Raw genomic sequence first — 18,932 nt, 5'->3', positions numbered from 1 at the left:
CGTATTGTGACACCAACGAAGGGCTTCATCATGGACACTCGCACTCTCGGCGGGCAGGGCCTGGCCGCCGCCGCTCTCGGCTACGGGGCGATGGGCACCGCGACGGGGTACGGCCCCACCGACGACACCGAGTCGATCGCCGCGATCCGAAAGGCCCATGAGCTCGGTGTGACGATGTTCGACACCGCCGAGATGTACGGCTGGGGCGAAGGCGAGAAGTTGCTCGGTCAGGCGCTGGCGCCGATCCGCGACGACGTCGTCATCGCCACGAAATTCGGCCTCACTCGCTCCTTCGGATCCGACTCGCGCCCCGAGCACATCCGCGAGGTGGTCGAGGCCAGCCTGCGCAATCTCCGCGTCGACACGATCGATGTGCTCTACCAGCATCGTCCCGACCCGAACGTCCCGATCGAAGACGTGGTCGGCACCATGAAGGAGTTCGTCGAGGCAGGGAAGGTCAAGTATCTGGGGCTATCGGAAGCGGACGGGGCCACCATCCGCGCCGCGCACGCGGTACACCCGATCTCGGTGCTGCAGAGCGAGTACTCGATCTTCGCGCGTGACGTCGAACCCCTGTTCCCCGTCCTCGAGGAGCTCGGTATCGGATTCATCGCCTACTCACCGCTGGCTCGGGGCTTTCTCGGCGGCGCGGTAGCCCCGCGCGAGCACTACGACGCCAACGACTTTCGCCGACACATCCCCTGGTGGGCGCAGGAGAACTTCGGCGCCAACATCGCGATCGTCGACGGGTTGACCGCACTCGCCGACAGCAAGGACGCCACGCTCGCGCAGCTGTCGCTGGCATGGCTGCTGACCCGCAAGGACTACATCGTCCCGATCCCGGGATCCCGCAGCCCGCAGCGCGTCGACCAGAACGTCACCGCCACCGAACTCAGCCTGACTCCCGATGACCTTGCCGCCATCGAGCGGATCGCCCCCACCGGAGGCATCGGCGGCCGGATGTAGGAACCGCACTGGGCGGCTCAGCCCGGATGTCACATTCGATTCCTGGCCGGTGTCTTAATGCCGAGAGCAAATACCAGGAGGAGGAATGATGGCTACCAGGATCCCGAAGGCCGAGCTCACCGGCATCTACGGCGCGATCGTCAAGCGAATGTCCCGCAAGATGCTCGGCGACGTGGCCGAGCCGGTCGAGGTCACGTGGCACAACCGGAAGGTGCTGAACTTCAGCTTCACCGTCGGCCGCAAGGCGCAGAAGTGGGACCAGTGCGACGAGAACCTGAAGTCGTTCGCCCACATGGCGGTGGCCAGCCTTGTCGGCTGCAGCTTCTGCCTGGACTTCGGCTACTTCCACGCCCACAACGAGGGACTCGATCTGGTCAAGGCACGCGAGGTGCCGCGCTGGCGCGAGTCCGACGTGTTCACGCCGCTCGAGCGCGACGTCATGGAGTACGCCGAGGCGATGACCCAGACCCCGCCGACGGTGACCGACGAGATGTCCGCGCGATTGCTCGAGCAGCTCGGCGCACCCGCACTGGTGGAGCTGACTGCGTTCATCGCGGTGGCAAACCTCATGACCCGCACCAACACCGCCTTCGGCATCGAATCGCAGGGCTTCTCGGCCACGTGTGGCCTGAAGCCGCTCGCCGTACGCTCGACGACATGACCGACGACCCGTTCGTCACCCACCGCAGCCTGCTCTTCACCGTCGCCTACGAGATGCTCGGCTCCGCCGCCGACGCCGAGGACGTCGTCCAGGAGACCTGGCTGCGGTGGGCCGAGGTCGACAAGGCCGAGGTGCACGACCCGCGTGCATATCTGGTCCGGATCGTCACCCGGCAGGCACTGAACCGGCTCCGGTCGGTGTCGCGTCGCCGCGAGGAGTACATCGGGGAATGGCTGCCCGAGCCGCTGCTCACCAGTCCCGATGTGGCCGAGGACGTCGAGCTCGCCGAGAACGTCTCGATCGCGATGCTCACCGTGCTGGAGACCCTCGGTCCGGTCGAGCGGGCGGTGTTCGTGTTGCACGAGGTGTTCGAGACGCCGTACCAGGAGATCGCCGAGGTGGTGAGCAAGACGCCTGCCGCGGTCCGGCAGATTGCGCACCGTGCCCGCGAGCACGTCGCCGCGCGGCGGCCTCGGATGCAGGTGGACCGAGCTCAGCAGCAGGCAGCCGTCGAGAAACTCATGGCCGCCCTCTCCACCGGCGACGTGCAGGGACTGATGGAGGTGATCGCCCCGGACGTGGTGGTGATCGCGGACGGCGGGGGCATCGCGACGGCCGCGCGAAAGCCCATCGTCGGGGTCGAACGGGTGGCAGCGTTCCTGGCCCGCGCGGCAAAGTTCCCGGACTTCATGACCACGCCGACGTGCTTCAACGGCATGCCGGGAATTCGGATCGACGTCGGTGGCGAGGCCACCGCGGTGAGTGTGGTGGTCGAGGACGGCCTGATCACCCGCGTGTACGCGATCCGCAACCCGCACAAGCTGGAACGGCTGGACAAGGAGGCAGAGCTGCGACGCTGACCCCTCTGTCAGGAGTCGAGGAGGGTGCCGAAGATCAGGGCTCCGCACCGGGTCGCCTCGGCAAGGTCGACCACGATCCCGTCGACGTGTGGGTGCGCCGTGGCCCAAGCCTCCGCGGCGCGGCGATCGGTGAAGAAGTTGAGATGGTTACAGCAGGTATCCGCCGACGGACCCTGCGCCGACTGCGCCCCGATGAACACCACGGTGGTGACGGGATCCGCGGCGGCATCCTCGCCGCGGACTCTCACGGTGATGTGCTCGCCCGTGGTCGCATCGGCGGAGTCGATCACGACCTCGACACCACCGAGCATTGCGGACATGCCGAGCGCGTCGACAGCGCACATTGCGTGAACCCGTGCACCATCCGCGATCTGAACGCTATGCGCGGTCGGGGTGGCGGAGAACGGATACACCGAGTCGATTCGCCCCGACACATCGAGACGGATCACGTCCGAGGCGTGCAACCGATCCAGGATCTGCCGCGCGGACGAATCGAACTCGGCGGCAACCTCTTCGAGTTCAGTGTTCGAGGGTGGGCCTCCGCGGGTCGCGAACGCCCGCAAGACGGCGTGGTGGACGGCCACTTCGGCGGGGCCGGCGGGCTGGGCGGCGCTTCGCCACGCACCCAGCGCCGCGACAGGGGAATCGCCTCCCGTCGCGGGTGCACAGCAGTCCGCGGGGCCCGCGGGCACCTCGATCGTGTTCGTGCCCGCCGCCAGGTTCATCGCGGCGCGAAGCGCAGCGACAGACGGCGCACCATCGATGCCGCCGCCGTCCGCCCGGTAGAGGCGGCACGACACACTCGGCACCAATCCGGGCTCGGCGAACGGGTCTCGGCCGTCGAGGAGCAGGGTCGGCGATCCCGTCATGCCTGCCTCGGCGGCCCCAACCTGGTCTTCGAGCACACGGTGGGTGATCGTGACATCGACCCGTTCGCCGGCCACGGCCTCCGCGATCCGACGCTCGAGCAACACCACGTTGGGACAATCGGGGACCTGCAGGATCTCGAGCTTCATCGAGACTCTCCTTTGTCGTGCAATGTCTGGATCAGGGGGCAGCACCGGTCGGTGCGCGGCAGCTCGCAGGTGGTCACGAGCTCGGCGAGCGATCGCTGCATGCGCTGCAGGTCCGCGATCCTCTCGGCGAGGTGCGCCATCTTCGTTTCAGCCAGCTCGCGAGCGGTCTGGCAGTCATCGGGTCCACCGTCGGCAAGGTCCAACAGCTCCTCGATCTCGTCGAGGCTGAACCCGTGCTCCTGAGCACGTTTCACGAACCGCACGACCCCCACGGCATCGGCCGGGTACGCGCGATAGCCCGACGCGGATCGGGGCGGTTCGTCCAGCAGGCCTCGCCGCTCGTAGTACCGCAGCGTCTGCACATTGACCCCAGCCTGGGCGGCGACCTCACTGCTCCGCATGTCGTCATTGTCAACCCTGTACCCGACTATCGAGTCAAGGGTCGGTTGCCCTTACGGAACGGCGCTCAATCATTCCTGCTGGTGCTCGGTGCTGGTTCGTGCGGCCACGACTCGGCGGAACAGGGCCTGGATTGCCGGGGTGAGATCGGTACCGGCGTGATGGTGACATGGGCCGGCGTAGGCGTGGGTGAGGAAGTCGGCGGTCAGTTCCGGGTCGGGGACATCGAATTCACCCGCTTCGTGGCCTGCGGCGAGGATGGTGACGAGGAGGTCGCGCGCTGCGGTCAGGGGTTCCTCTCCAGAGGCACCCCTTTCGTGGAACAGCCGGTGGTAGAGCTCGTGGTGATCCTGTTCGGCGGCGACCCAGGCCGCGACCAGACCGTCGAGGCGGTCGGTCCAGTTGAGGTCCGGCAGGCCGAGGAGCGATGCGGGGTGTTCGAGCATCCGCTCCCACATTTGGGCCTGCAGCGCAGCGAGGAGTTCTTGTTTGGAATCGAAATAGAGGTAGACCGTGCCCTTGGCGACTCCGGCGCGGGCGGCAACCTTGCTGACGGTCAGCGCCTCGTAGCCGTCCTCGAGCAACAGGGCGGCGACCGCGTCGAGGATCTGGCGGCGGCGCACATCGGGGGGCTGGAACCGACCCACGGGCTGGGTGGGTGCAGGAATGTGGGCTGGCACGAGTCGCTCCTGGTTCTACGGCCGTCCGACGGTCGGTCAGCGTGCTGGTTTCAGGGTGCCATGCAGCCGATGGGACGTGGTCTTCGTCTCGGCGCCCCAGGGGCAGGCAGATCGAATGACCATTGGTCAGTAGTATGACCAATGGTCATTCACAGTCGAGTCCATTTTGGAGGCACCCATGACCCGCAGCGACGACCCACTCGGGAGACCGCGATGAACCCCCGCGCCTTCACCGACTACATCGACCACATCGGCGATCGCACCGGCCTCTACATCGCCGTCGCCGAGCACACCGGCGCTCGCCGCGTGATCTATCCCGGCAGCTACCTCGACCTCGCCCCCTCCTACGTGTGGGACGACGTCACCTACCTCGATTCCGACGCCCGCGCCCACCGCGCCTTCACCGGCACCTCCGCCACCCACGCGGCCCGGGCACGCAAGGGCTATTCCGGCGAACCACAGGTCGCCTTCCATCATGGTGATTACACCCACACACTGCTCGAACTGCCCACGGCTGCCTGGGATCTGGCGATCTCCCTCTATGCCGGCCAGGTTTCCGAACACGTCAAACGATGCCTGCATCCCCAGTCCTGGCTGCTGGTCAACAACAGCCACGCCGACGCCGGGCTGGCCCACCTCGACCCCGACTACCTGCTCGCGGCCGTCATCGACCACCGCCGCGAGCGCTACGCCCTCACCACCACCGGCCTGGATCGGTATCTGCAGCCGCGCCGACCCCCACACCCCACCCGCGACCAACTCCGTAGCAACGGTCGCGGCGTCGCCTACACCCACCCCGCCACTGCCTATCTCTTCCGCTACCGACCTTCACCCGTGGCGTCGTGACAACGAACAGCCTCGCGACTGCCGGTGATCGCAGCGACCGATGATTCCTCCTATCCGAGCTAGCGGAGTCGCCGCTCGGCCTCCTCGACCCGCCGACGGGCACCGAGAAGGTCGCTCTCGCTCTGCTTCGCGGCCTCTGCCGCCGCCGTCTCGGCGCTCCGCGCGAACTGCCGTTCCTGCTCGGCGCGTTCGAGTTCGCCGCGGAGCGCGGCGATCCGGGCCTCGATCGCCGCCGTCCCCTCTGATGCCTGTTCGAGGTCCGCCCGCGTGCGCTCTGCGGTCTCGGTCGCCTGCTCCAGGTCCGCGGTTGCCTCGGCGAGCTCGGTTCGAGCGCCGGCCAGCACGTCGGCCGCCACCTCGGCCGACGCGACTGTTTCGTCCGGCGGCTCCGCTGCCGTCGTCGCCGGAGACCGCCCGGCGACGACGCTCAGCCCGGCCGGCCCGAATCCGCTGTAGCTGGCCGCCGCGACCACGCGGCCCGCGCGGACCCGGTCCGCGACCTCGGGATCCGCGAGCGCCGCATGCAGGGTCTGCCCGACCTCACGTAGCGAGCCCTCGCCGACCTTCCGCCCGCGCTGCGCCGCAAGGCGTCCGGCCCGCCGGGCGAGGGCGTGGACGACCTGCTGACGCTGCGAGGACAGCTGCCGAAGGTCCTCGCCGGACAGCTGTCGCTGGGCGTCGCGCAGCTCCTCACCCAATCGGAGCAGCGCCGCGACCTCGTCCGGCGACTCGCGGGCCAAGAGGTTCACCAACCATCCGACCGTCGTCGGCCTCCGCAGGGCCGTGATCGTGGTCGCGAGTGCCCGGTCCCCGCCCTCGCGAGCCTCGGCGGCGCGCGCCGTCCGGTGCGCGACGAACTCGGCGGGATCGAGGGCGTAGAGCTCGTCGGCGACGTCGTCAAGATCCACCTCTCGATCCTGTCACCGTTGCCGCCGCGACGCGGTCGACCCACCGATCAGATCGGGGTCATCTCGGCGATCAGCCAATCATCGCCGACGCGCTCCATCGTCACGGTCACCCGACTCGACGTCGAGGTCGGCGCGGGTGAGCGCGTGCTGGTGGTGATCTGGTCGACGAAGGCGAGCAGTCGCGCCTGATCCGCGGTCCCGCCGAGGTAGCCGGTCTCCGCGACCCGCGCCCTTGTACTGATGCCCTCGCTCTTCGATTTCGGGGCGACGGTGTTCGCCGCGAAATCGCGGAACCCCTCCGCGAATGTCCCGGTGGCGCCGCGCACCGCGTCGTCGAGGTCGGCATCCACCGTTCCGGCGTCGTAGCTCAGCAGCGCCTCGATGCGCTCCGGTGCCGCGGCCAGCGCCTCGCCGCGGGCCGACTCCCGGTCCGCCGTGGTCCGGTTGGCCCACACCAGCGCCGACGTCACGAGCAGCGTCACGAGAAGCACCAGGACCGCCGCGACCCGACGCGTCCGGCCGTTCACGGCACGAACTCCACGCCCGACATCAGCAGCCTGCCCTCGACCTCGTCGATCGTCACCCGCAGCCGGTAACTGCGCGGCGTCGCGGTCGGGCTGTCCGCGTTGCCGACCTGAGCCGATGCCGCCACGATCACCACGCCCGATTCCCCCGACTCGCTCACCAACGCGGCCGAGTCGATCCGCCCGTCCGAGTTCACCGCCGCGTCCCTGATCGACGCCGCGAGGCCGTCGGAGCCGTCGCCGAGCTCCTTCGCGAACGCACCGGTGCTCCGCTCGCGCAGCCGCGCCAGGTCGTCATCCGCGGTGCCGGTGTGCAGGTCGATCAGCGCCAGCACCCCGTCACCGGCGGCCGCCACCAGTGCCTCACGGTGTGCCTCACGCGCGCGATCGCCGAGATAGGTGGTGGTCGCCACGACGGCACCTGCCACCAACGCGATCGACGCCGCTCCGATTAATGCGGACAACAGGATTCGGCTACGTCCCCACGACGATCGGGTGCCGCCGTCCGCCACGGACGAGTCCGGGACCGCCGTGTCGACCTCGGTCATGGCCGCGGCCCTGTCAGCAGCTGCTGCCATCCCGGTGCCCCCTCCGCCGGCGCCGAGGCGGGGGCGAGATCGCTGTGACGGGTACCCGCTGGGCCCGTGTACAGCTCGTCTGGCGCGTTCGTCCCGGTCGGGACGAAAGGCTCCGGGCTGCGGCAGATCTGGGGATTGGGTGCCCGCTTGCCCGGCACCTCCGTGCACGGGATGTTCCTGGACCCGCGTACCGCGAAGATCGAGTCCTGCGGCACCTTGCAGTAGAGGTCCGCGGGCGTGTCGGGGACGCTCATCTGGGTCGGATCACGACGCTCCGAGGCGGGCAGGTACCCGGTCGAGCAGGCCGCCGGGTCCTGGGCCTCCAGGTGGAAGTTGACGTTGGCGGCGCCGTCGGCCTGGCCGCGCTGCACCACCGTCTCCTGGGCCGCGATGAGCGGAGGCAGGATCACCAGTACCTGCTCGAGAGACGCGTTGTAGGTGACCGCGACCTGCTCGGTGCTGGTCAGGTTCGCCAGCAGCAGCGGCAAGGTCGGACGCAGGTCCTGGAACAGCGCGTCGGCCTCGTCGGCGAACCCCGGGCCCTTGTCGAGGACGCCGCGCACCGACCCGTCGGCGGTGGCCAGCTGGCCGCTCAGGTGCGCCACATTCGTGGCCCACTGCCGGATCTGATCGCCGGTCACCACCTGGGTCTCGAGCAGCGGGGCGAGCTGCTGCACCAGCGTGGTCGCGGGAGTGGTCGCCTGCGACGCCTGATCGATGAACGAGGTGGTCGAGTCCAACAGCCGCGCGAGATCCGGTGCCCGGCCTGCGAAGGCGGCCGCGGATTCGTCGATCACCGAGCGCAACTTGTCCCGCGGAACCGATTCCAGCATCGCCTTCGTCTGGTCGAGGACCGGGCCGATCTCCTGCGGCACGGTCACCTGGGTGGCCGCGATGACGTCACCGTCGGCGAGGTAGGGCCCCTCGGTACCGGTCGGCTGCAGGTCCAGGTACTGCTCGCCGATCGCCGACACGCTGCGCACCGCGACCTCGAGGTCGCTGCTCGGCACCGGCACCGCGCTCTCCAACGTCAGCTCGGCGCGCACGCTGTCCGGGTCGAGTCGCACCTCCCGCACCCGGCCGACGGTGTCACCCCGGTAGGTGACGTTCGCGTTGCGGTACAGGCCTCCGGCATTCGGCAGTTCCACGGTCACCGTGTACCGGCCGATGCCGAGCGCCGTCGGAACCCTCAGGTAGGAGACCGCGGCCGCGGTCATGCCGATCACCGCTATGACCGCAAAGATCGTCAACTGCGTGCGGACCATTCGGGTCAGGATCATCGAACGCTCCCCTGCTGGCCTGCCGCGGCCGTGAGCGGCGCGGTCATCGGGTTGGTCGGCATGCCGCCGGACACGGACGGCGGCGGACCGAACGGCGTTCCGAAGCCGAGCCCGGTCCGCAATCGATCCGAGGTCAGGTCCATCAGCGCCCACAGATTCGTGTAGTCGCCGCGCATGCCCTGGTCGATCGCCGTCTGCGGGAACGGGAAGGTACTGAGGTTGCCCAGGTTGTTGATCAGGTCCGGCCCCGCCTCGACGACCTTGGCCAGGGTCGGCTCCAGTGCCGCGAGGTCGGCCTTGAGATCCTCGCGGCTCCGGTTCACGAGGTCCGTCCCCACGGCGCCGAATCTCCCGACCGCGTCGAGGGCGGCCGTCAGGTCGGCGCGCTGCGCTGCCAGCACCGCCATCGCCGGGTCAAGGGTCTCGAGGGCCTGACCGAGAACGTCTCGCTGTGAGCTGATCTCGCCCGCGAACTGGTCAAGGTTCGCCATGGTGGTCACCATCGCCTCCCGCTGCCGGTCCAGGATCTCGGTGAGCGAGTCCAGCTGCGGCAACAGGTCCCGCACCGCGGCCTGCCTTCCGTCGAGCGCCTTGTTCAGTTCGGTGGTGATGGTCTGCACCTGGGCGAGCCCGCCACCGTTGAGGACGACGGACAGCGCGGTCAGCGCCTCCTCGGTGGTCGGATACACCCCCGCCGAGGCCAGCGGGATCACGGACCCCTCTTCGAGCCTGCCCTCCGGTGCGACATCGGTCGGCGCCGCCAACGCGATGTGCTTGGAGCCGAGCAGGCTGGTCTGGCCGATCTTCGCGGTCGCGTTCGCAGGTAGCTGTACCGAATCCTCGAGCGACACAGTCACTCTCGCATGCCAGTTCTGTGTCTCGATGGCGCTGATGCTGCCGACCGTGACGTCATCGACGAGCACCGGCGAATTCGGGCTGATCGTGGTGACGTCGGGCATCTCGATCACCACGGTGTAGCTCCCCTCGCCCCGGCCCGCGGCGCCGGGCAGGGCCACCGAGTTCAGCCCGCTCCACTGGCAGCCGGACAGCAGCGTCGCGGCGGCCACCATCGCGCCGCCGATCCCCCACGCGCGCTTCGTCATCGGGTCGACCTCCCTGGTGTCATCAGCTCGGCCAGATTCGGCGGCACCGGAACCGTCGGCATGGTCAGCGCAGGCATCGACGTGCCGGCCGCCGCCGGCTTCAACTGCGGTTCGCTGTACACCAACTGGTCCGGGGTGGCGCCGAGCGCACGCGTCGGATTGAGACTCAGGTCCGGGTAGTTGGCCCGGACGGTGTTCAGCAGCGGACCGAGGTACTGGGCACACAGTTCCGCGCCCTTCTCGGACGTCTCGTTCGCCAGGCCCGCGATGCCGCCGCATATCAGGTCGATCGGGTTGCCGATGTTCTGGAAGGCGGGCACCCCGACCATCGCGCCCTGCGCCGGCCGATAGACGTTGTAGTAGTTCGACAATGCGGTCGGCCCCAGGTGCAGCACCTTCTCGAGGCCGTCCTTCTTGTCCACCAACACCTGCGACACGTCCGCGAGCTTGCGTACCTGCCCGGTCAGACCGGCCCGGTTCTGGGCGACGAAACGCTGCACGTCGGCGATCGCGGTGTCCAGCTGTGCCAGCGCGGGCGCCAATTGCGTTCGGCTCTCGGCCAGTACCCCCGTCACCGTGGCAAGGCGGCCCTGGAACTGCACGATCTGCTCGTTGCTGGCGGCCAAGGCGGTGGTGAAAGCCTGCAGACCTCGGATCGTGCCGAACAGGTCACCGCCGCTGCCGGAGAGGGTGCTCATCGCCCGCGACAGCTCCACCACGGACTCCCCCAACGCGGCACCGTTGCCCTGCAACGCCGTTCCCGCCCCGTCGAGCAGGTTCGCCGCGGGACCGCGATCGTCCCCGTTCGGTCCCAATGCCTCCGCCGCCCGGCCCAGTTCCTGCTTGACCCGATCCCATTCGACGGGGACGGCGGTGCGATCGAGTCCGATCTCGGCACCGTCGGCCAGGGCCGGTGTCGAGTCCTCCGTCACCGCCGGGGTCAGCTGGACGAACCGCGCGGAGACGAGGGACTGCGCGACGATCACCGCCTTCGCGTCCGCCGCCACGGGCACCGAGCGATCCAGTTCGAGGCGCACCCGCATCCGGTCGCCTTCCGGGTCGATGCCGGTCACCTTGCCGACGTCGACCCCGACCACGCGCACGTCGTCACCGACGTACAGGCCGGTGACGGAGGTGAAGTAGGCGGTCACCCGGTAGTGCCGGAAGTGGTCCACCGCAAGGTAACCGGACACCGCGACCGCGACTGCCAGTGCGAGCCCAACCCCGCCGACGGCCATCCTGCGCCAGGTGATCATCAGCGGACCTCCGGAATCGGCAGCGGGGCGGGCGGCAGCCCGAACATCGCATTGATCAGCGGCTGGGTGTACTGGGCGGGCATCAGGTTCTGGATGTACGCGTAGTAGAACGGGCCGCTGGCCACGGTGTCGCCGAGGGTGCCGACATAGGTCCCCAACCCGTCGATGCCCTGTGCCAGGTTGTCCCGGTTCTTCTGCAGGATCCCCACCACGGTGTTGAGCTCGTCGAGAACCGGGCTCAGCTGCGCCTCGTTGTCGCGCACCAGCCCGCTCAACTGGGTCGAGACGGCTGAGACGTTGGTGATCACCTCGGACAGGGCGCCCTGGCGACTGACGAGCTCGCCGAGCAGCGCATTCCCGTCCACGAGTAAGGAATTGACCTGTGGGCCGCGCTCGGCGAGCAGGCCTGCCACGTTGTTCGCATCGGCGAGCAGCGCCCGCAGGGTCTCGTCACGGCTGCTGAGGCTGGTGGAGATCCGGCTGACGCCGTCGAGGGCCGGCCGCAGATTCGGGGCGCTGTCCGCCATCACCTTCCCCACCTCGTCCAGCGAGGCCGACAGCTGGTCCAGGTCGATGTCCTCCACCGTGGTCGTCAGGTCGCCGAGGACATCCGGCAACGAGTACGCCGATCGGGTGCGTTCGAGCGGGATCTGCCCGCCGACCGGCATCCGGCCGTCATCCGTCAGGTCGAGGGTGACGGCCCGCTTGCCGAGCAGCGACATGGTGGTGATGGCGGCGGCGGTGCTCTCCCCCATCCCGATCGATCCGTCGAGGGTGAAGCTCACCAGGGCGCGCCCGCCCTCGACACCGATCTCCTCGACGGTGCCGATCTTCACCCCCGCGGCGTTGACCTCGTCGCCGACCGCCAGCCCGCTGGCGTCGTCGAACACCGCGCTGTACCCCACCCCGGACTTCAGGAACTGAAGGTCCTGATACTGCAGCGCGGTCAGTACAACCGCCGCGGTGACGGCGAGGCCGATCACCCCGGCCCGCACCGCGTGGCTCTCCACCATGTTCCTCATCGCGGCGCGCACCTTCCGGTCTTCTGGTCGACCAGGTCGACCGTGATCGGCCTGCCGTCGGCACCGTCGACCTTCATCGCGATCCCGCACAGGTAGAAGTTGAAGAACGAGCCGTACGCGCCGACCCGGATGAGCTGCCGGTAGTTCGCCGGCATCGATTCCACGATCCGGTTGAGCTCCCCCTGCTGCTCGATCAGCGGATCCAGGCTCGCGTTCAGCTCGGTCAGGGTGCCCGCGATGTTCGGCCGCGTGTCGGTGAGCAGGTCGGCGAAGGTGCCGGTGGCGGTGTTCACGCTCGTGACCGCATCGCCGATCAACTGACGGTCCGTGTCCAGACCGCTGACCAGCTGCTGCAGGTGGTCCAGGGTTCCGCTGAACTGCCCACCGCGAGTGCGCAGTTCGTTCAGCACCCCGTCGAGATTGTCGATCACCCGACCGATCAGCTCGTCGCGGTCCGCCAGGGTGTTGGTGAGCGTGCCCGTGTGCGCGAGCACCGACGTGACGGTCCCGGACTGCCCCTGGAACACCTCCAGCAGCGACATCGACAGTGCGTTCACCTGCTCCGGATCCAGGGCCTGGAAGAGCGGTTTGAAACCGCCGAGCAGGGCATCGAGATCCAGTGCGGGCGCCGTGCGTTCGACCGGGATGGTCGCACCCTCGACCAGCGGCTCTGAGGTGCCCGGACTGTCGAGCAGCTCGAGGTACCGGTTGCCGACCAGGTCCTGGTATCGCACCGCGGCCCTGGTCACGACGGTGACCGTGTTCCCGGCGTCGACCGTGAACTCCACCTGTGCCCGGCGGTTCTCGCCTAGCTCGACCGAGCTGACCGCGCCAACCGGCACCCCCGCGATCCGCACCTTGTCGCCGGGCTTGAGCCCGGACACGCTGGTGAACTCGGCGGCGTACGCGCTCGCGCCGCCGCCACGCAACTGGCCGAACACGAGGATCAGTCCCGCGTTCACCAGCAGCATCACCAGCACGAAGATCCCGAACTTGACGGTGTACCCACGCACCCTGTGTCCCAGCACCTTCATCGGACCGCCGTTCCGAACAGGTAGGTCATCAGGTTCGCTGTCGCACCGCTCGGCATGCCGCCATTCGGTTGACGCTGCGGGTCAAAGGGATTCACTCCGATATCGGTTACCAGGAAGGGAGCGTTGACGTTCGGGTCACGCAGTGGCAGTCCCATGCAGTGCGGGCCGCCGGTCGCCGCGACCTTGGGCAGGTCGTCCGGGTAGTGATAGGGCTCGGTGCCCGCGATCAGGCCGATCGACATCTTGATTCCCGGCTGTCCGTTGTACGCACCGTCGCCGATCTTCTTGCTCTCCTGCAGTCCGGTGAACATGCAGGGGATCACCGGCGAGTACTCCTCGAGGAGCACCGCGGTCGGGCGCAGCAGCGAGACCACGTCGACGGCTGCGTTGCTGTTCTGTGTCAACACCTCGCCCCCGGTGTTCGCGAGCCCCGTCACCTCGAGCAGTAACAGGTCCAGGTCCGCCTGCCGGTCCACCACGGTGTTCCCGGTGGTGGTCAGGGCGCCGAGCGAACGCATCAGGTCCGGGGCGATCGCGGCGTAGGTGTCGGTCACCGGCGGCAGCTCGGTCAGCACCTGGTCCAGCGCGCCCCTGGCCGTCGCGAACTCGACCAGCGACGAGTCCGCCTGTCCCAGTGCGACACCGAGCCGGTCACCGCGTCCCTGCAGCGCGGACGAGAGGGCGGCCAGCGTGGCGTCCAGCTTCTCGGGCTGCACCGTGCGCAGCACCTCGGTCAGGTTCTCGAAGACCGTGTTCATCTCCACCGTCACGTGCGAGGCATCGATGGTCGAACCCGCGGCGAGCCGCTCCGTGCTGGGATGCTCGGGCGCGGACATGCTGACGTACTTGGCTCCGAACGCCGTGTTCGACGTGACCTGCACGTCGACGTTCGCCGGGATCGCGTCGAGTGCATTGGGATCGATCAGCAGCGACAGGAGCGCGGTGGACTCGCCGGACTGGGTGATCGACTCGACGGCGCCGACGGTGACGCCCGCCATCTTCACCCTGGCGCCCGGATCCATCACCAGGCCCGCGCGCTGGGCGACGACGGTCACCGGAACCCGGTCGGAGAAGGACTGATCGAACATCGCCACGGCCAGCGCGACGACACCCCCGATTGCCGTGACGAGCGCGAGTGCGGCCAGCTTGTACCCGTTCGTGCGCATCTGCCTCCCTATCCCGACAGGTTGAAGTTGCCGGACCCGCCGTAGATGGCAAGCGAGACGAGCAGGGTCACCGCGACCACACAGATCAGCGACAGCCGGACCGCGCGACCAACCGCGGTGCCGACCCCGGAGGGCCCACCCGTCGCGTGGTAGCCGTAGTAGGTGTGGATCAGCATGACCAGCATCGCCATCGCGAGGACCTGCACGAACGACCACATCACATCGATCGGGTCCAGGAAGGTCGAGAAGTAGTGGTCGTAGAGACCGGACGACTGGCCGAACAGCACCACGGTGGTGAACCGGCCCGCCAGGAACGACGCGACCAGCGCCAGGGAGTAGAGCGGCAGGATCGAGATCATGCCCGCGACCACCCTGGTACTGACCACGTACGGAACGGAACTGATCGCCATCGATTCGAGCGCGTCGATCTCCTCGCTGATCCGCATCGCACCGAGCTGAGCGGTCGAACCGGCGCCGATGGTGGCCGAGAGGCCGATGCCCGCGATCACCGGCGCCGCGATCCGCACGTTGATGAAGGCGGAGAAGAACCCGGTCAGCGCCTCGACCCCGATGTTGCCCAGCGAGCTGAAGCCCTGGATCGCGATCGTGCCGCCGGACGCGAGGGTGAGAAACCCGACCACCGCCACGGTCCCGCCGATCAGGGCCAATGCCCCTGTGCCCATACTGATCTCCGCGATCAGCCGGAGCACCTCCTTGGGATGCTTGCGCAGCGCCCACGGCACGTGCGCGAGCGCGCGGACGAAGAACACCGCCTGGCGGCCGATGTCGTCCACGGCTCGGGACAGGCCCGCGGCCCTGTTGCGGGTACGGCCGAACTTGCCGGTCGTCGCCAGTGCCATCGCGTCAGCCCGCCGTCAGCCGGATGCCGACCGCGGTCACGATGGTGTTGACCACGAACAGCGCCATGAAGGCGTAGACCACGGTCTCGTTGACCGCCTCCCCCACGCCCTTGGGCCCACCGCGCACGGTCAGTCCGCGGTAACAGGCGACCAGGCCGGCGAGCAGACCGAACAGCGCCGCCTTCACCATCGAGATCGCCACCTCCGGTAGGCCGGTCAGCAGCGTGATGCCGTCCGCGAACGCGCCGGGGTTGACCCCCTGCAGGAACACCGAGAACACGAAACCGCCCGCGATGCCGATCACGCACACCAGGCCGTTCAACAGCAGCGCGACCACCGTCGACGCCACCACCCGCGGGATCACCAGCCGGGTGACCGGGTCTATGCCGAGCACCTCCATCGCGTCGATCTCCTCGCGGATGGTGCGCGAGCCGAGGTCGGCGCAGATCGCGGTGGCCCCGGCACCCGCAACGATCAGCACGGTCACCACCGGGCCCACCTGGGTCACCGCGCCGAGCGCGGCCCCGGCCCCGCTGAGGTCGGCCGCCCCGATCTCACGGAGCAGGATGTTGAGTGTGAAGCTGACCAGCACGGTGAACGGCACCGCGACCAGCACCGTCGGCACGATCGACACGCGCGCGATCATCCAGCTCTGTTCCAGGAACTCCTGGACCTGGAATCGGGTGCGCACCAACCCGACCGCGACGTCCGCCCCCATCCGGTAGAAGTGGCCGAGCTCGCGCATCGGCCCCTTCAGCGTCGTACTCGCCACGAGCCCTCCCCTCGTCGTGTGCACGCCCTGCTAGTGAGCTACGGGACACCCAGACGCGCGGGGACCGTAGCCGACCTCGAAGCTCGTGACCCCGTTGATCCATCCGGATTGCAGGCGGCGGGGGTCACCGAGCTTCGAGATGTCGGGCATGTGATCTGCGATCTTGTTGAAGATCAAGTCCAGTTCCATTCGGGCCAAATTGGCCCCGATGCAGTAGTGCGGCCCGGTCCCGCCGAAGGCGAGGTGCGGGTTCGGATCCCTGGTGATGTCGAAAGTGCGCGGGTTGTCGAATACGTCCTCGTCGAAATTCGCGGACCCGTACAGCAGTACCACTCGCTGTCCCGCCTTGATGGCGGTTCCGCTGATTTCCGTGTCCACCAGCGCCGTTCGCTGCAGCGAGGTCAACGGCGACGCCCAGCGGATTATCTCGTCCGCCGCGGTGCGGGGACGCTCACGTTTGTACAGCTCCCACTGCTCGGGGTGCTCCATGAACGCCATCATGCCGAGCGTGGTCGCGTTTCGGGTCGTTTCGTTGCCCGCGACCGCGAGCATGATCACGAAGAAGCCGAACTGCTCGGGGGTCAGTGCCTCCCCGTCGACATCGGCGTGCACGAGCGTGGAGATGATGTCCTCGAGCGGCTCCGTGCGGCGCGCCTCCGCGAGTTGGTAGGCATACCCGAGGATCTGTGCCGACGCCATCCGCGACGCGCCCTCGAGGGTCTCGTCGTCGTATCCGGTCATCTGGTTGGACCACTCGAAGAGCTGCTTCCTGGCATCCTGCGGCACCCCGAGCAGTTCCGAGATCGCCTGCATCGGAAGTTCGCTGGCGACCTCGGAGACGAAATCCCCCTTCGGGTTCGCCACCGCGGTGCGGGCGATGAGGTCAGCGCGCTCGTCGAGTGCGGCCCGCATCGACTCGACCGCGCGCGGGGTGAACAGCCGCGAGACCAGTTTGCGCAGCTGGGTGTGCTCGGGCGCGTCCTTGTTGATCAGGACGTGCTTGGTCACCTCCAACTCCTCGGCGGAGATGTCGTCCTGGTGCCGCGGGATCGATCCGTTCACGTGGTTCGAGAAGTGCTCGGGGCGGCGCGAGATGTCGCGCACGTCGGCGTGCCGCGAGACCACCCAGCAGCCGCCGTCGTGGAAGCCGCCGGTGCCGGGTTCCTGCTCGTTCCACCACACAGGGGCGCAGCGGCGCAGTTGAGCGAACTCGGCGAAGGGCATGCGTTCGCCGTACAGCTTGGGGTCGGTGACGTCGAAGCCCTTCGGCAGGTCGAGCGCCGGGACGTGCGGATCGGTCATGGCAGGCCTTTCGGGCGGGGTCAGTCGATTCGGTGATCGGGCGCACGGCCGGCCGCGTGGTCCTTGGCCCAGCGGTAGTCCGGCTTGCCGCTCGGCGTCCGCTCGACCTCCGCGGCGATCCAGAACGACCGCGGGATCTTGTATCCGGCGAGGTGGCTGCGGGCGTGCTTCTCGAGGCTCTCGAAGTCGGGTTCACCTGCGCGGGGGCACAGCACCGTGGCCACCCGGTTTCCCCAGCGCTCGTCGGGCACCCCGATCACGATCGCGTCGTACACGTCCGGATGGGCCTTGACGATCGCCTCGACCTCCTCCGCGAACACCTTCTCGCCGCCGGTGTTGATCACCATGTTGCCGCGACCGAGCAGCGTGATCGACCCGTCGTCCTCCATCCGGGCCCGGTCGCCGGTCACCACGGCGCGCAGCGTGGAGCCTGCGGAATGCTCATCGGCACAGCCGTCGATCTCGCGGAAGATCTCGGCCGACTTGACCGGGTCGTTGTAGTAGCCGAGCGGGACGTAGCCGAGCTTCGCCAGCCAGCCCTCCCCGCCGGATCCCGGTGCGAGCACCCGGTTCTCGTCGTCGACCACCACGGTGTGCCGGTGCGAGCCCACCTTCGGCCCGCCGTGCTGCTCGAAACCCTTCGTGGCGAATCCGATACCGCCGAAACCGGTTTCGGACGAACCCACCGAGTCCGAGATCATCAGGCTCGGGATGGCCTCGAAGAACGCATCCTTGACCGACGCGGAGAACAGCGCCGCGCCCGAAGCCACCACGGCCAGGCTCGACGTGTCCGCCTTGGTGTGCCGGTACGCCTCGACCAGCGGCCGCCCCATCGCGTCGCCGGTGATGACCATCGCCGTCGGCCGGTGCCGGGCGACCAGGTCCCAGGTGCGTTCGGCGTCGAACTTCGCGTCGTAGATCACCGCGTTACCCGCCAGCAGTGCGGTGAACGTCGGCATCAGCGCTGAGGTGTGGATCAGCGGCGGCAGGATCAGCATCCGGATCTGCTCGCCCGCCGCCCCGATACGGGACTGCTGGTACTCGTCGGCAACCGGTTCCCCTGTGAAGAAGTCGAGGCCGCCGCCGAGGACCCTCCACATGTCCTCCTGCCGCCACACCACACCCTTCGGCCTCCCCGTGGTGCCGCCGGTGTACAGGATGTAGACATCGTCGCCGCTGCGTTCGTCGAAACCACGCGCGGGCGACGCGGCGGCCAGCGCATCCCCATATCGGACCGCGCCGGGAACGAGCACCGGTGCGTCGAGGGCGGCAGGCGCCAGCTCATCCGGCACCTCGATGAGATGCCGGATCCGCGGCATGGCGGGCGCGACCTCCGCGACCCTATCGCCGAACCCGCGGTGATAGACCACCGCATCCAGATCGGCGTCGTCGTACAGGTACGCCAATTCGTCGGCCGTGTAGCGATAGTTGACTGTCAGCGGAACCGCCCGGATCTTGAAGGCAGCCAACACCGCCGTCATGGTCTCGATCGAGTTGTGCATCTGGATACCGACGTGCACTCCCGCACCGAGCCCGACGGACTCGAGATGGTGAGCGAGCCGGTTCGCGTGCTCGTCGAGTTCCCGGTAGGTCACCTGCCCTTCTCCCGCGATCAGGGCGACGCGGTCGCCCATGGCGTCGACAGCGTGCTCGAACAGGTCCGCGAACGTGTATGCCATGCGAGTCCTTCCGGCGTTGG

20 protein-coding genes are annotated in these 18,932 nt (G+C 68.4%); 4 read left to right on the top strand and 16 right to left on the bottom strand.

What is annotated here, in order from left to right:
- Window positions 1-30 precede the first annotated feature (30 nt).
- The 3 genes from RM1_RS16125 (at window position 31) to RM1_RS16115 (ending at window position 2,487) form a co-directional block, all read left to right on the top strand.
- Window positions 31-966, top strand: coding sequence for an aldo/keto reductase (locus RM1_RS16125; RefSeq protein WP_072752758.1), 936 nt, complete (start codon window positions 31-33; stop codon window positions 964-966).
- An 88-nt stretch (window positions 967-1,054) separates the two neighbouring features.
- Window positions 1,055-1,627 (top strand): carboxymuconolactone decarboxylase family protein, encoded by a 573-nt coding sequence (locus RM1_RS16120; RefSeq protein ID WP_072752782.1) that lies wholly within the window; start codon window positions 1,055-1,057, stop codon window positions 1,625-1,627.
- A complete protein-coding gene (locus RM1_RS16115; protein WP_072752757.1) occupies window positions 1,624-2,487 on the top strand; it encodes an RNA polymerase sigma-70 factor in 864 nt (287 codons plus the stop codon). Before RM1_RS16120 ends, RM1_RS16115 begins: the two co-directional genes overlap by 4 nt.
- A gap of 8 nt (window positions 2,488-2,495) precedes the next feature.
- Here RM1_RS16115 and RM1_RS16110 read toward each other — a convergent pair whose 3' ends face one another.
- The 3 genes from RM1_RS16110 to RM1_RS16100 form a co-directional block, all read right to left on the bottom strand.
- Window positions 2,496-3,503 carry an alkylmercury lyase family protein gene (locus tag RM1_RS16110; RefSeq protein ID WP_072752756.1) on the bottom strand — a complete coding sequence of 336 codons (1,008 nt, stop codon included), beginning with the start codon at window positions 3,501-3,503 and terminating at the stop codon, window positions 2,496-2,498.
- On the bottom strand, window positions 3,500-3,904 hold the full coding sequence (locus RM1_RS16105; protein WP_072752755.1) for a MerR family transcriptional regulator: 405 nt from the start codon (window positions 3,902-3,904) through the stop codon (window positions 3,500-3,502). Before RM1_RS16105 ends, RM1_RS16110 begins: the two co-directional genes overlap by 4 nt.
- 69 nt (window positions 3,905-3,973) lie before the next feature.
- Window positions 3,974-4,582 (bottom strand): TetR/AcrR family transcriptional regulator, encoded by a 609-nt coding sequence (locus RM1_RS16100; protein ID WP_169922331.1) that lies wholly within the window; start codon window positions 4,580-4,582, stop codon window positions 3,974-3,976.
- 213 nt (window positions 4,583-4,795) lie between these two features.
- Between RM1_RS16100 and RM1_RS16095 the strand changes: the two genes are divergently transcribed.
- On the top strand, window positions 4,796-5,428 hold the full coding sequence (locus RM1_RS16095; protein ID WP_072752753.1) for a hypothetical protein: 633 nt from the start codon (window positions 4,796-4,798) through the stop codon (window positions 5,426-5,428).
- Window positions 5,429-5,487: 59 nt separating this feature from the next.
- On the opposite strand, the gene RM1_RS16090 is transcribed toward RM1_RS16095, so the two are convergent.
- From RM1_RS16090 to RM1_RS16030, 13 genes are read right to left on the bottom strand one after another with little or no spacing between them, the layout of a single operon-like run.
- A complete protein-coding gene (locus RM1_RS16090; RefSeq protein WP_072752752.1) occupies window positions 5,488-6,336 on the bottom strand; it encodes a hypothetical protein in 849 nt (282 codons plus the stop codon).
- Window positions 6,337-6,383: 47 nt separating this feature from the next.
- Window positions 6,384-6,863 carry a hypothetical protein gene (locus RM1_RS16085; protein WP_245816376.1) on the bottom strand — a complete coding sequence of 160 codons (480 nt, stop codon included), beginning with the start codon at window positions 6,861-6,863 and terminating at the stop codon, window positions 6,384-6,386.
- Window positions 6,860-7,438: an Rv1363c family protein gene (locus RM1_RS16080; RefSeq protein ID WP_143069382.1), complete on the bottom strand. Its 579-nt coding sequence runs from the start codon at window positions 7,436-7,438 to the stop codon at window positions 6,860-6,862. The genes RM1_RS16085 and RM1_RS16080 overlap by 4 nt, the downstream gene beginning before the upstream one ends.
- Window positions 7,405-8,718 (bottom strand): MCE family protein, encoded by a 1,314-nt coding sequence (locus RM1_RS16075; RefSeq protein ID WP_072752751.1) that lies wholly within the window; start codon window positions 8,716-8,718, stop codon window positions 7,405-7,407. Before RM1_RS16075 ends, RM1_RS16080 begins: the two co-directional genes overlap by 34 nt.
- Window positions 8,715-9,821, bottom strand: coding sequence for an MCE family protein (locus RM1_RS16070; protein ID WP_218019711.1), 1,107 nt, complete (start codon window positions 9,819-9,821; stop codon window positions 8,715-8,717). Before RM1_RS16070 ends, RM1_RS16075 begins: the two co-directional genes overlap by 4 nt.
- Entirely contained in the window at window positions 9,818-11,077 is a 1,260-nt protein-coding gene (locus RM1_RS16065) for an MCE family protein (protein WP_072752749.1), read from the bottom strand. Before RM1_RS16065 ends, RM1_RS16070 begins: the two co-directional genes overlap by 4 nt.
- Window positions 11,077-12,099 carry an MCE family protein gene (locus RM1_RS16060; RefSeq protein WP_072752778.1) on the bottom strand — a complete coding sequence of 341 codons (1,023 nt, stop codon included), beginning with the start codon at window positions 12,097-12,099 and terminating at the stop codon, window positions 11,077-11,079. Before RM1_RS16060 ends, RM1_RS16065 begins: the two co-directional genes overlap by 1 nt.
- Entirely contained in the window at window positions 12,096-13,133 is a 1,038-nt protein-coding gene (locus RM1_RS16055; RefSeq protein WP_083576758.1) for an MCE family protein, read from the bottom strand. The genes RM1_RS16060 and RM1_RS16055 overlap by 4 nt, the downstream gene beginning before the upstream one ends.
- Window positions 13,130-14,299 carry an MCE family protein gene (locus RM1_RS16050; protein ID WP_072752747.1) on the bottom strand — a complete coding sequence of 390 codons (1,170 nt, stop codon included), beginning with the start codon at window positions 14,297-14,299 and terminating at the stop codon, window positions 13,130-13,132. Before RM1_RS16050 ends, RM1_RS16055 begins: the two co-directional genes overlap by 4 nt.
- A gap of 8 nt (window positions 14,300-14,307) precedes the next feature.
- Window positions 14,308-15,159: an MlaE family ABC transporter permease gene (locus RM1_RS16045; protein ID WP_072752746.1), complete on the bottom strand. Its 852-nt coding sequence runs from the start codon at window positions 15,157-15,159 to the stop codon at window positions 14,308-14,310.
- Between the two features lie 4 nt (window positions 15,160-15,163).
- Complete coding sequence (locus RM1_RS16040) at window positions 15,164-15,904, bottom strand: MlaE family ABC transporter permease (protein ID WP_083576757.1); 741 nt, start codon at window positions 15,902-15,904, stop codon at window positions 15,164-15,166.
- 57 nt (window positions 15,905-15,961) lie between these two features.
- Window positions 15,962-17,233, bottom strand: coding sequence for a cytochrome P450 (locus RM1_RS16035; RefSeq protein ID WP_072752743.1), 1,272 nt, complete (start codon window positions 17,231-17,233; stop codon window positions 15,962-15,964).
- 20 nt (window positions 17,234-17,253) lie between these two features.
- The gene (locus RM1_RS16030) at window positions 17,254-18,912 is read right to left on the bottom strand and encodes an acyl-CoA synthetase (protein ID WP_072752741.1); all 1,659 of its coding nucleotides are present in this window, start codon (window positions 18,910-18,912) and stop codon (window positions 17,254-17,256) included.
- Window positions 18,913-18,932: the final 20 nt, after the last annotated feature.

Source organism: Rhodococcus maanshanensis NBRC 100610 (assembly GCF_001894865.1).
In the GTDB taxonomy this organism is placed as follows: Bacteria; Actinomycetota; Actinomycetes; order Mycobacteriales; family Mycobacteriaceae; genus Rhodococcus_G; species Rhodococcus_G maanshanensis.
Note: the sequence above shows the minus strand (reverse complement) of the source record. Positions and strands in the feature narration are given on the sequence as shown.

Excerpts from the sequence above, each read along its gene's own strand:
- RM1_RS16105 (WP_072752755.1), bottom strand. The coding sequence starts at position 3,904 with ATGCGGAGCAGTGAGGTCGCCGCCCAGGCTGGGGTCAATGTGCAGACG.
- RM1_RS16045 (WP_072752746.1), bottom strand. The coding sequence starts at position 15,159 with ATGGCACTGGCGACGACCGGCAAGTTCGGCCGTACCCGCAACAGGGCC.
- RM1_RS16070 (WP_218019711.1), bottom strand. The coding sequence starts at position 9,821 with ATGACGAAGCGCGCGTGGGGGATCGGCGGCGCGATGGTGGCCGCCGCG.
- RM1_RS16115 (WP_072752757.1), top strand. The coding sequence starts at position 1,624 with ATGACCGACGACCCGTTCGTCACCCACCGCAGCCTGCTCTTCACCGTC.
- RM1_RS16055 (WP_083576758.1), bottom strand. The coding sequence starts at position 13,133 with ATGAAGGTGCTGGGACACAGGGTGCGTGGGTACACCGTCAAGTTCGGG.
- RM1_RS16120 (WP_072752782.1), top strand. The coding sequence starts at position 1,055 with ATGGCTACCAGGATCCCGAAGGCCGAGCTCACCGGCATCTACGGCGCG.
- RM1_RS16065 (WP_072752749.1), bottom strand. The coding sequence starts at position 11,077 with ATGATCACCTGGCGCAGGATGGCCGTCGGCGGGGTTGGGCTCGCACTG.
- RM1_RS16110 (WP_072752756.1), bottom strand. The coding sequence starts at position 3,503 with ATGAAGCTCGAGATCCTGCAGGTCCCCGATTGTCCCAACGTGGTGTTG.
- RM1_RS16040 (WP_083576757.1), bottom strand. The coding sequence starts at position 15,904 with ATGCGCGAGCTCGGCCACTTCTACCGGATGGGGGCGGACGTCGCGGTC.
- RM1_RS16095 (WP_072752753.1), top strand. The coding sequence starts at position 4,796 with ATGAACCCCCGCGCCTTCACCGACTACATCGACCACATCGGCGATCGC.
- RM1_RS16035 (WP_072752743.1), bottom strand. The coding sequence starts at position 17,233 with ATGACCGATCCGCACGTCCCGGCGCTCGACCTGCCGAAGGGCTTCGAC.
- RM1_RS16075 (WP_072752751.1), bottom strand. The coding sequence starts at position 8,718 with ATGATCCTGACCCGAATGGTCCGCACGCAGTTGACGATCTTTGCGGTC.
- RM1_RS16080 (WP_143069382.1), bottom strand. The coding sequence starts at position 7,438 with ATGGCAGCAGCTGCTGACAGGGCCGCGGCCATGACCGAGGTCGACACG.
- RM1_RS16060 (WP_072752778.1), bottom strand. The coding sequence starts at position 12,099 with ATGAGGAACATGGTGGAGAGCCACGCGGTGCGGGCCGGGGTGATCGGC.
- RM1_RS16030 (WP_072752741.1), bottom strand. The coding sequence starts at position 18,912 with ATGGCATACACGTTCGCGGACCTGTTCGAGCACGCTGTCGACGCCATG.
- RM1_RS16125 (WP_072752758.1), top strand. The coding sequence starts at position 31 with ATGGACACTCGCACTCTCGGCGGGCAGGGCCTGGCCGCCGCCGCTCTC.
- RM1_RS16050 (WP_072752747.1), bottom strand. The coding sequence starts at position 14,299 with ATGCGCACGAACGGGTACAAGCTGGCCGCACTCGCGCTCGTCACGGCA.